This window comes from Chitinophaga sp. sic0106 (genome assembly GCF_019219075.1).
In the GTDB taxonomy this organism is placed as follows: Bacteria; Bacteroidota; Bacteroidia; order Chitinophagales; family Chitinophagaceae; genus Chitinophaga.
Genome location: NZ_JAHUWJ010000005.1, coordinates 171,730 through 183,117 on the forward strand (window position 1 = coordinate 171,730; position 11,388 = coordinate 183,117).

Below are 11,388 nucleotides of genomic sequence, written 5' to 3' on the forward strand. Positions count from 1 at the left end.
ATAGGTTTACTTCTTAAAAATTCCGGTAGGAACAATACCTGTCCAATATTCAGGCAACGTCTTCACCCCAAATATTTTCGCAAGTACCAGCGAAGTATTTTTATTGCTGTTGTAAATATTCACCAGTCCTGCCTGTTTGATTTGCGGCCCTGTAATCGCCCATGGGATCTGCATTTCATCCATGCTTACCCCTCCGTGTCCGTGGCCTTTACCGCCATGGTCGGTGATGAGCAGGAAATGTGTTCCTTTATCCAGGCCTTCGGCCTTCATGCGTGCGAGCAGGTCGCCGATGGCGGAATCCGCAGCTTCAATGGCTTGTATATAGGGGGCCGACATCCACTCGTGCTTATGCCCTGCGTGATCGGTATGTACGCTGTAGAGGAATACCAGCGTAGGTTGCCTACGGTTGACTTTCATGAAGTCCAGCGCCTTATTGTAATTTTCGGTGTAAGCATCGTTGGCTTCGAACGATACCTCATCGAGATATTTTTTGTTGAATGCGTTGATCAGTTCTGCCCAGTTGTAATAGAAAGCGGTTTTCACGTCTTTTACATTTTCCTTGAGCAGCTTAAATACAGAAGGGTAGTAGCCATCCTCGTCTTTTACCAGCGGTTCAAGCGGGTGTTTGGCAACTGTCCACTCGTTGGCGGTAACGCCGTGTTCCTCCGGGCCTGAGCCGGTAAGGTGACTGGTCCAGTTGGGCAGTGTAACGGATGGCATCACCGGGCGGGTGGTGATAGAGAGTACGCCGGAGCTAAACAGGCTGTCGATATGCGGATGCTTAGCGGTTTTGAAGCCGGCGGTGCTGAAGCCATCGAGCCCCAGGATGAGTACACGTTCTGCCTTTTGGGCATAAGTGGTAAAATGCAGCAGCGTTACAAGGGCTGCTGCCGCGAGTTTGCGCAGTTTCATACGGGAATGTTTATTTAATTAAACTGGTCGAGTACTTCGAGGAGTTCCATGAGTTGGTCGATCACATAGTCGGGATGTGCGTCCGACAACTGCTCATAGGTTTGTGCGCCGGTGGTGATGCCGATGCTTAGTGCGCAGCCGCTGTTTTTTCCTTCTTCGATATCGATTCCGGAATCGCCTACTTTCACTACTTCGGCGGCATCGTGTATGCCTAACTGTTGCATGGCATGAAAGATCATATCCGGGTGCGGGCGGTTGTTGGGTACATCTGATGCCGTAACGAGTGTATCGATGTCGGTGCCTATTTTCCAGCCTATTTTCTGCACCAGGTTTTCGGCTACCTGCCTGTTGTAGCCGGTGTTGAGTGCTACCTGGATGCCTTTGCTGTGCAGTTCTTTGAAAAGTTCAGTGGCTTGTGGTTGCTCGGTTACATCCAGGCTGGCATAGGCTATGTCCAGCATTTGATTGAAGGACGCAAATATTTCCTGGGCAAGCGTTTCGTCAGCAATGTTACGCAGGGCGAGCACTGATCTGATGGCCTGTAATTTTTCTTTTCCGGCGCCAACGGCCAGCACTTCTTCCAGGGAGAAATCAAAGCCGCGGGCATTTACAGCATCACGTACGGTTTTGTATACTACGTTATCTTCATTGACCGTGGTGCCGGCCATATCAAAAACAATTAATCGGATCATGTATTTATAGTTTCCAGTGTTTGAATAATGGGTGCTTCCGTTGCGGGGGTAGTTTTTATGAGTCGCGTAAGCAGGATGGTAACAGCGCTGAGTACTGCGATGATGGCTACGGTCAGGAAGATGATGCCTTTGTTGCCGGTATGGTCGATCAGCTTGCCCATGAGTGGTTCGCCTAAGGCTGCGAAAAAATATGCGCACATGTTCATGATGCCGGTGCCGGTGCCTACGTAGGCCTGGCCGAGCAGTTCGGGGGATAGTGGCCAGAAATTGGCCTGTGGCCCGTAGGCGAAGAAGCCGGCCATAAACACAAATCCTCCTATCAGGAAGGGCTGGTGCATGGGAAAGAGATACAATACCAGTGATACGGCGGCGCACAGGCTCATGCCTAAGGCGATGGAGCGGATGCGGTCAGACCGGAACAGGCGGTCGGATATATAACCGAAGGAGATGGCGCCGGTGGCCATGCCTATGGGTAGCAGCAGGGATATCCATACGTCTGTATTGGATTTGCTGAGGAAGTACAGCGGAATCCAGAATACGAGTCCGTAGCGGGCCATGCTCTGAAAGCCGATGGACAGGCATACGATCAGGAAGCGTTTGTTGGCCAGTGCTACGCGGTAGGACTGCTTCCAGTCGCCTTTTGCAGGTTTGGCTGTTGCGGTATGGGTGTGGTGTTCCGGTTTATTTTTTACCAGGAGAAAGAATAGGAGGCATGCGCCGGCCATAAACAGCACGGGTATACGAAAAAGGTTTCGCCAGCTATCCTGCACTAATAATATAGAGAACAGATAGGTAATGATGGAGGAGGTGCCTGCGGCCATGGTATACATACCGTAGGCGAGGCCGCGGCGCTGTGGTGGCCACCAGTTGGCGATGATCCGGCTGCCGGAGGCCCAGGCCATGGACTGGAAGTAGCCGTTGAAAGTCCATAGTACGAGGATCATGGTGAAGGAGTCGGAGAAGCTGATCAGGATATTGGCGGTGGCCGATAATAGTCCGCCGGCGGTGATCATATGCTTCGGGCTCCATCTGTCGGCCAGGTTGCCGTTGATAAGTTGCCCCATGGCATAGCCAATCAGCATGGCGAAGCTCACCCAGCCAATTTTTTCGTAGGATACGTTAAGGGCTTGTGACAACTCTTTGGCGGCCCAGCCGAAGTTGTGCCTGCCTGTATAAAAAAACAGGTAGCAGAACATGGTCAGCAGCAGCATTTTCCATCGTTGCCGGTTGTGTAGTTGTTCACTGGTAGTGTTGTTCATAATAGCTGGAAATTGCCATCGTTATAGCAATCGTTTTTCCGTTTCCGGGTGTAAATATAGTTTCTTAAAACGAAATTAAATTTCCCTGGAGTAAAATTATTGTTTTTCAGTTTAAGAAATCGTTATTTATTGATGGGCGGTTAATCATTAGATAATATCCCGTGCTTAATATTTTTAAATAAAAATTTCCTTACAGGAAAATATATTTCTTAATAAGGAATTTTCCGTTTTACCTTTACGAAAAAAAGATGAGGCGAGGTCGTGTCGTTTTATTTGAAGCTGCCGGTAAGGATTTCAGGCAGGAAACGTTTGAAGTGCGCAGCTTGCAGCGCGGTGAGTTGCTGGTGAAAAACAGGTATACTACTATATGTGGTAGTGACCTGCATACCTTTTGTGGTGTCCGCAAAGAGTTGTCGCCCACGGTGCTGGGGCATGAAATAGTGGGGGAGATACTGGAGCTGGGGCCGGAGCACCCTGGCGTGGACATGCGCGGTAATCCGTTAGCAGTAGGGGATTTGATCACCTGGACCATTTTTTCCAGTGAGCCGGACTCCTGGTATGCTCATAATGGAATGCCGCAAAAAGCGGACAAGCTGTTTAAATACGGTCATGCTTTAGCGGCGGGAGCGGAAATTTTTCATGGCGGCATGGGGCAGTATTGTATGCTACGGGAACATACTACGGTGCTGAAAATACCGGCAGGTATGCCTTTGGCGGTAGCGGCTACGCTAAACTGTTCTACCGCTACGGTGGCCGGCGCCTTGCGTGTAGCAGGTGATATCCGCGGTAAAAATATACTTATCACCGGCATGGGGCATCTGGGGATTACCTGTGCTGCCATGTGCAAAAGCGCGGGGGCAGCGCTGGTGATCGGTGCGGATATAACGCCCGGGCGACTGGCAACCGCCCTACAGTTTGGGGCTGATAAAGTGATTAACCTGAAAGAAGATGCAGCGGTAATTGCTGCACTGCTGCAAGATTTTCCACGCAAAGGAATAGATGTGGTATTTGATATGAGTGGCTCTCCGGATGCGATGGAGCTGGGTTTGAGCTACCTGGCCACCGGTGGTATCGCCGTTTGGATAGGAGCTGTATTCAGTACGCGTCCGTTGCAGATAAATCCCGAATCGGTGATCCGCCGACTCATCACCATCAAAGGATTGCATAACTATAACTTCGAAGATTTCAATAGTGCCATGACTTTCCTGGAAAACAACTGGCAGCAGTATCCGTTTGAACAGGCCATAGAAAAAGAGTTTGAGTTGCACGAGGCGCAGCAGGCGTTTGAATATGCCGTGCAGGAAAAGCCGCTACGGGTGGGGTTAAGGATCGGTCACGAATAACGGGATGATATGGGGTGAATCAAAAGTAACAGGAATGTTGCTTTTGATTCATACTATTGTATTAGCTTCGCTGTTCCATCGCGCTCAACTGAATCTATATGTACTTTCCTGCTACTTACTCCACCCTAAGTCCTGACGCCTTAGCTGATTTCATTACCGAAGCATATCGATTTCCGGCGGTTACCTGTAAGCTACTTGTACGAGGGGTGCATGATACCTATTTGGTGGAATCGGGTACTGATAAGTATATATTAAGAGTTTACCGGGATAGCCACCGGAGTTTGGAGCAGATTGGTGAGGAAACCTCTTTTTTGATCATGCTTCATTTGAAAGGAGTTTCCGTGTCACATCCTGTAAAGGGGCCACATGGGACATGGACTGTACATGCTGAATTAGCGATAGAAGGCATCCGGCATATGGTATTATTCACCTATGCCCCAGGTACTGTAGTGAAAATATTAAGCCCGGCGCAATTAAGAAATTTAGCCAGGGAGATGGCACGCGTCCATGAGGTAGCGGTTACGTTTGAACTTGATGGTTCCCGATGGAAATATGACCTGGAGACTACGCTTTTTGAACCGCTGCGGCGATTGAAAGCACCGTTTGCCGAAGACCCGGAGAGTTATGCCTGGCTTCAGCAGGCTGCCGAAAAAGCAGCCAACTATCTCTCACAGGTAAGTCTGCACGAAGTAAGTACCGGCTATTGCCACTTTGATTTCCTGCCGAAGAACTTCCATTTCGATGGTGACCAGGTTACCCTCTTTGACTTTGATTTCATGGGTGAGGGCTGGCTGGTAAACGATATTATGACTTTCTGGATGCACCTGCAACTGGATGTGCTGCATCGCCGCCAAACGCAGGCTGCCGCTGATGAAGCTTACCAGATTTTCCTCCAGGCTTACCAGGAAATACGCCCGCTCACGGAGAGTGAGCTGAAAGCCGTGCCATACCTGGGCCTGGGCTTCTGGTTGTTTTACATGGGCTTTCATACCACACATGATCAGTTTATCAATTATTCCCAGCTGCCATTCCTCCAATCGTACACCGGGGTGATGAAGCACCTGGTAACTACGCACTGGCCTGGCAATGAATAGGTTAATGTCTCCCTAAAAAAATATAGCCGATACCGTTATAGCTTTCGATGATGGGTTCGGATACTGGCGGTCACGGTCACGCAGTATAAGATGCAGCGACCGGACCAGCTTCCGAGAGACTAAAAAACGAATTAACTGGCGATCACACGATCGCCTGTTTTGTTTTACGCCGGTAAGCAACTTTTCTGCGAAAGGGTTGTCTATAAAAGCATGATACGGAAGAAATCACTGTGTACACTATTGATAGCAGGTATTGCCACTGTTGCTGTAGCACAAACCAATACTGCAGATGGCTTTTTACGCCGCAAAATGCAACAGCTGCGGATTCCCGGCTTGCAGGCGGCCGTAATAAAGGATGGGAAAGTGGTGTTCCTGCGATCTTATGGTTATGCTAATGTAGAAGATAGTGTGCGCGTGCAGGATCGCACCGTATTTTCCATTAACTCCTGTACCAAAGCGTTTACAGGCGTGGCGGTAATGCAGCTGGTGGAAAAGGGCCTGCTGGACCTCAACGCGCCGGTATCTGCCTATATCGATAGTTTGCCCCTGGCCTGGCAGCAGGTGAGCATCCGGCAATTACTCACCCATGTATCCGGCCTGCCGGATGTGCTGCGGGTGCTTCCCCCAGGAGCAGGTGTAAGTGAACAGGCCGCCTGGACCCAGGTAATGGCCGCACCAATGGAGTTTAAAACGGGGGAGCAGTATAGTTATAATCAAACCAATTATGCGCTGCTGGGAAAAATTATTGATAAACTAAGGGCTAAGCCTTTTGCTGAAGTATACCAGGAACGCCAGTTTTCGCCGGCAGGCATGCAGCGTACGCTGTTTGCCGATTCTTACGATGTGGTGCCGGCGTCCGCAGAAACATACCGGTATGTCAACTCCCTGTACGGTGATCCCTTGCCACAGGAAAAGCTGACCCGCAACTTTGAAGATTTTCCTTTCTTCCGCCGCACTGCCTCGGGCCTTAAGAGTACCGCCGGGGACCTTGCCCGCTGGCTGATAGCGCTGCAACATGGAACATTGCTGTCTGATAAAAAAAGTCTGGATACCCTCTGGACTGCCGGCAAATATAACAACGGCAAGCCTACACAATGGGCGCTGGGATGGGTAACCAAGCCGCGTCCGGCACACCGTGCTGTAACAGCCTCCGGTGGTGGCAGGTCGGCGTTTTTCGTATATCCGGAAGACGATATAGCGATAGTAGTGCTGACCAACCTCTCCGGCGCATACCCGGAAGATTTCATCGATGAACTGGCCGGCTACTTCAATCCTGCCATACCGGCGAGCGATCCTATTACCACCTTACGCATGGCCCTGGACGCCAAAGGCTACCAGCACGCCCTTGACATCTACCTGGAAAAAAAGAAAAATAACCCGCTGTTTACCCCGCAGGAAACCGACTTAAACGATTGGGCCTACCGGTTAATGGCTACCCGCCAGCAACCCGAGGCAATGGCTATTTTTAAACTGGTGGTGGACCTGTACCCGCAAAGTTGGAATGCGTACGACAGCTATGGGGAAGCGCTGCTGAAAAACGGCGATAAAGCAGCGGCTAAAAAAATGTACCAACGATCCGTGGAGCTTAATCCGGACAACAGGCATGGTAAGAAAGTACTGCAGCAATTGGAACAGTAAACTGCCATTGAAATTTATCAAGTCATTGAATTGTAGTGATATATTTTCGTATAGTTATCTAGGTTAGGGCGGACAGACTGCATTTTGCTTTCATTTTGTGATTTTTTGTAGCTATCTTGACAGACAAATTATCCCCAATATGAAAGATGAAGCCTACTACCCGTCGTGGAAGAATATTTCAAAATACAAGCAATATCTGAGCTATTTCGGAGAGTATGTGCGTTATGGTGACTGGAAGTCATTGGGCGCATCACTAAAAATGGTACTGGTCAATAAACCCAGTCAGCAGGAATGGCACGCCACCTCTGCCATGGGGCGTTTCAGGATCAGGAGAGGTACTACGGATTTTCAGTTTATCAATTATGCATACGAACGTCAGGTGCGTGACTACCTGCGCCAGCAGGTAGCTGCTAAAAAGCTGGATACATTTATTGATATCGGCGCCTGTATTGGTGAATATGATGTATGGCTGGCAGCGCAGGGTGTGAATTGTATTGCCTTTGAGCCGGTGAACTATAAAGCTATTGAAGAAAATCTTCGCCTCAACAACGCGGGTGATAAGGTGAAACTCTACGCCTGTGGCCTGGGGAGCAAATCCGAAAAAGTGAATTTCAATGTGATGGCTACTGTGACCGGCTCCAGTTATGTGGACCGTAACAGCAGCGCTGAAGGGAATATTCCTATTGTGCGACTCGACGATCTGTTGCCGGAAATGGGCCTGCAACCATCACAACATATCGTGGTTAAGCTGGATGTGGAAGGTATGGAAACGGAAGTGCTGGAAGGGGCACGTACATTTATCAGTACGTATCCGAACCTGCGTGTTATATTTGAGCGTTTCGATAATGATAACACGGTGAATGATAAACTGAGTGAGCTGGCGCACTGGGCCTTTGAGCGTATTGACCGGTATAATTACCTGGCTACAAAAATTTAATTTTTTTTTATAGAGAGATATAAATGCCTCCCGGACGTGTACGCGTTCCGGGAGGTTTTATTTAATGCCGGATTTCTTTTCTCATGAAGAGATCAGTGTTTGAAAGACATAAATTACTGAACGGTTTTGTGCATCATCAGATCTATCTGATGTTCGTTACCGAGCACGAAGGGGTGTTTATCGAACACCACAAAACCATTTTTTTCGTAGAAACGGATAGCGCGCGGGTTTTCCTCCCATACACCCAACCATATGCGGGGCTTGTTGAGCTCCTTTGCCACGGCAATGGCTTTTTCGTATAGTAGTTGTCCTACCTTTTTACCGTGGTAGGTTTGTAATACGTATATGCGTTCTATTTCTATTGTTTCGGGAGACTTTAACTCCGTTTGTGCGTTGCCGGTATTGAGTTTGAGGTATCCAACCGGCGAGTCGTTTTCCCACGCGATGTAGAAATGGGAGTCGGGATTATTGATTTCGCTGCCAACGCTTTTTTCATTAAAATGTTCGTCCAGGTACTGTTGCATGTCGGCCTCGGAATTGCTGGAAGCAAAGGTTTCAAAAAAGGTTGTTCTGGCTAGTTTGGCCAGGGTAGCTGTATTGGCGGCGGTGACTTTTCTTATTTCAATATGTTCCATGAGGCGGTGCCTTTATTTAGGATTGCTATAATACAGAATTTTTGTTTATCGGTCGCAAATGACCTCAATTTTGGCGGGATTACACAGTTTTTTACAAAAAAAGCCGGTAGTACCTGGCTACCGGCTCCTGGCTTATCTTATGCCCGCTTCAAAAGGGGAAGCGGGTAAATGTGCGCTGTTAATGAGGTTAGGGTTTACCGGGTTATCGGACCAGGCGTACCGGACGTACTTCGGCGCAGCGACAGCATTATTCCATACTACCACTTTATCTCCTTCAATTCTAGCTTCTGCCCACACGAATTTTTTATCTACACCCGCTATTTCAAAGGTAGCAGGAGCGCCTGCATCCACTGTACCCAGGCCGTTGCCAGTGTCGCTGAAGCGGAGGGTGATCTTATTGCCGGTTGCTTCGGCCGACAGATACAGCGGCCCGGAAGCGAGTATATCCTCGTGGTAGGCTATTTTCCTGGCTAACAGTGCCAGTCTTTCTCCTACATCTTTTTTATTGTCAGGATGTATATCATTCCATTCCCCCAGGTCAATGGCCACGGCCATACCGGTATTGGGTACTGCGAGTGTTTTTAGTTGTGCTTCGCGAAGTGCCGCCCAGTTGCTTTCCGTTGGCAGGTAGTTGTAATCCATGAATCCGGGCAGCTGTACAAACAGGAAGGGAAGATTAGGTTGTTGCCATTTCCGGCGCCAGTCGCTGATCAGCGCGGGCAATAGTTTCGTATAGTCGTTCGGGTGAAAAGTATCAGCCTCTCCCTGATACCAGCAGATACCTTTAATAGCATAATTGATTTCTGGTGCTACCATTGCATTATAAAGTGCCGTAGGCTGCATGATGGCCTGCGTAGGCGGTTTGGGGGCATCTGGTGCGGTAGGAGGAAATACTGCGCCTACTTTATACTGCCAGGTTCCTTTCAGGTCTACAGTATCGTTCCCTGCGAAAATGCAATAAGGCTTATCTGGCACAAAGCCACCTTTGCCGTTGTAATTGCTGACGCGTATCACAAAGCGGTTCAGGCCTGGTTTCAGCAGTTCAGCCGGTACTGCGTAGCGGCGTTGCGGGTACTGATAGGTGGTGTTGCCAACTTTTGCGCCGTTGATATAAAGTTCGTCGGCATCGGTAATGCGGCCGAGAAAAACTTTCGCTGACTTACCCGCCATGCCGGGCGGGATTGATATCTCCCTGAAATACCAGACTACCCCATCTAAATTTTTAAGGCCCTGATCCTCCCAGTAGCCAGGAATATTGATGGTACGCCAGCCTGTTGGCTGAAAGTCGGGACTAAACCATTTGGTAGCCGCGGTAAGGCCTGCATCCTGTACTGCCGGTGCTGGCGGCAAAGGTTTCAATTGTTTGCTGGTGTCCTTATTGCCCGCAATGGTGGCCAATTCTGCAGGGAATGCTGCTAATCCTTCTGTGCTGGTCCAGGCGGCTACAGGGGTGCCACCTACGCTGGCATTGATGATACCGATGGGTACTTTGTATTGCCCATGCAGTTGTTTGGCAAAGAAATATGCTACTGCGGAAAACTGGCGGATGTCATTACTGGTGGCGGGTTTCCAGGAACCGCTGTTGAGGTCGGATTGCGGACCAAACAAGTTGGCGGCATTAGGCACGAGGAACTGCCGGATCTGTGGAAGATTATCCGTAGCAATTTCGTCCGCGTAGGTGACATCGTGCACATTCAGCTGGTGTACCATGTTGGACTGGCCACTGCAAAACCAAACATCACCGAAGAGGATATCGTGCAGCTGAATGGTATTGCTGGCGGTAATGTCGATCTGGTAAGGCCCTCCGGCGGTGGTTGGTGGCAGTAGTTGCTGCCAGTGGCCATGGGCATCCGCTGTGGTGCGGTATTTTTTTCCTTTGAAGGCAATGCTGATTTTTTCGTTGGCGGCGGCAGTACCCCAGAGTTTAACCGGTTGGTCGCGTTGCAGGATCATGCTGTCGCGCAGTATTTGCGGCAGCTTTACCTGTGCGGCTCCCAGGTGTGTCATTAGCAACAGGGAGGGTATTAACAGGAATTTTTTCATGGTGAGATATTAATGAACGCAGAATCCGATGCTGTTGCCACCGTTTACAGGCAGCATTATATCGGTGATATATTTACTCAGAATCCGATGCTGTTGCCACCGTCTACAGGCAGCACCACACCGGTGATATATTTAGCGGCGTCGCTGGCCAGGAACCAGGCGGCCTCGCCGATGTCGGCGGGGTCACCCATAATGCCCATTGGGGTGCGACTGAATACTTTTGCTTTTCTTTCGGGATCGCTGTTGAGTGCAGTGGCGGTCATTTCGGAATAGATGAATCCTGGTGCAATAGCATTTACCCGGATACCTTTCGGGGAGAGTTCCACTGCCATGGCCCGCGTAATGCCATCTATGGCCGCTTTGCTGGCGCTGTAGGCCACTACCTTGGGTATGCCGTATTGGGCTGCCATGGAGCTGATGTTGATGATGCAGCCGCTTTGCTGCTCCAGCATGTGCTTTACTACTTCGCGACTCATCGAAAACACCGCATTCAGGTTGGTGAGCAGGATGTGTTGGAAATCTTCATCCGTAACGGAGGTAAATTCCTTTTTCATGTTCACGCCGGCGTTGTTGACGAGGATGTCGATAGGGCCGTGCGTTGCTGTCACCTGTTGAATAAACGGGGGAATTGCTTCCAGTTGCGTCACGTCCAGGGTGATGGCTTCGCAGGCGCTGCCGAGCTTTTCACTGGCGGCTTTCAGTTTTTCCTCGTTCCTTCCAACGATGATGACGCGGAGTCCCTGCTGCACGAATTTCTGTGCAATGGCGAAACCCAGGCCGGAGCTTCCGCCTGTTACAATCGCCAATTTTGATGGTATGGTAGTCATGTTGATCA

General features: G+C 49.7%; 10 protein-coding genes. 4 read left to right on the forward strand and 6 right to left on the reverse strand.

Annotated features, from left to right (window positions below; translation table 11 throughout):
* Window positions 1-6: 6 nt before the first annotated feature.
* The 3 genes from KW844_RS09690 to KW844_RS09700 are packed head-to-tail and all read right to left on the reverse strand — an operon-like array spanning window position 7 to window position 2,863.
* The gene (locus tag KW844_RS09690; RefSeq protein WP_218376522.1) at window positions 7-912 is read right to left on the reverse strand and encodes an alkaline phosphatase family protein; all 906 of its coding nucleotides are present in this window, start codon (window positions 910-912) and stop codon (window positions 7-9) included.
* Between the two features lie 14 nt (window positions 913-926).
* Complete coding sequence (locus tag KW844_RS09695) at window positions 927-1,604, reverse strand: phosphonatase-like hydrolase (RefSeq protein WP_218376523.1); 678 nt, start codon at window positions 1,602-1,604, stop codon at window positions 927-929.
* Entirely contained in the window at window positions 1,601-2,863 is a 1,263-nt protein-coding gene (locus tag KW844_RS09700; RefSeq protein ID WP_218376524.1) for an MFS transporter, read from the reverse strand. Before KW844_RS09700 ends, KW844_RS09695 begins: the two co-directional genes overlap by 4 nt.
* A gap of 248 nt (window positions 2,864-3,111) precedes the next feature.
* Here KW844_RS09700 and KW844_RS09705 point away from each other — a divergent pair, with 248 nt between their 5' ends.
* The 4 genes from KW844_RS09705 (at window position 3,112) to KW844_RS09720 (ending at window position 7,875) form a co-directional block, all read left to right on the forward strand.
* Entirely contained in the window at window positions 3,112-4,206 is a 1,095-nt protein-coding gene (locus KW844_RS09705; protein WP_218376525.1) for a zinc-binding dehydrogenase, read from the forward strand.
* A 98-nt stretch (window positions 4,207-4,304) separates the two neighbouring features.
* Window positions 4,305-5,300 carry a phosphotransferase enzyme family protein gene (locus tag KW844_RS09710; RefSeq protein ID WP_218376526.1) on the forward strand — a complete coding sequence of 332 codons (996 nt, stop codon included), beginning with the start codon at window positions 4,305-4,307 and terminating at the stop codon, window positions 5,298-5,300.
* A 210-nt stretch (window positions 5,301-5,510) separates the two neighbouring features.
* Entirely contained in the window at window positions 5,511-6,938 is a 1,428-nt protein-coding gene (locus KW844_RS09715) for a serine hydrolase (protein WP_218376527.1), read from the forward strand.
* A 139-nt stretch (window positions 6,939-7,077) separates the two neighbouring features.
* Window positions 7,078-7,875 carry an FkbM family methyltransferase gene (locus KW844_RS09720; protein ID WP_218376528.1) on the forward strand — a complete coding sequence of 266 codons (798 nt, stop codon included), beginning with the start codon at window positions 7,078-7,080 and terminating at the stop codon, window positions 7,873-7,875.
* 113 nt (window positions 7,876-7,988) lie between these two features.
* Here KW844_RS09720 and KW844_RS09725 read toward each other — a convergent pair whose 3' ends face one another.
* The 3 genes from KW844_RS09725 to KW844_RS09735 form a co-directional block, all read right to left on the reverse strand.
* Window positions 7,989-8,510: a GNAT family N-acetyltransferase gene (locus KW844_RS09725; RefSeq protein ID WP_218376529.1), complete on the reverse strand. Its 522-nt coding sequence runs from the start codon at window positions 8,508-8,510 to the stop codon at window positions 7,989-7,991.
* 132 nt (window positions 8,511-8,642) lie between these two features.
* Window positions 8,643-10,553 (reverse strand): sialate O-acetylesterase, encoded by a 1,911-nt coding sequence (locus tag KW844_RS09730; RefSeq protein ID WP_218376530.1) that lies wholly within the window; start codon window positions 10,551-10,553, stop codon window positions 8,643-8,645.
* Between the two features lie 77 nt (window positions 10,554-10,630).
* On the reverse strand, window positions 10,631-11,380 hold the full coding sequence (locus tag KW844_RS09735) for an SDR family NAD(P)-dependent oxidoreductase (RefSeq protein ID WP_218376531.1): 750 nt from the start codon (window positions 11,378-11,380) through the stop codon (window positions 10,631-10,633).
* Between the last annotated feature and the right edge of the window lie 8 nt (window positions 11,381-11,388).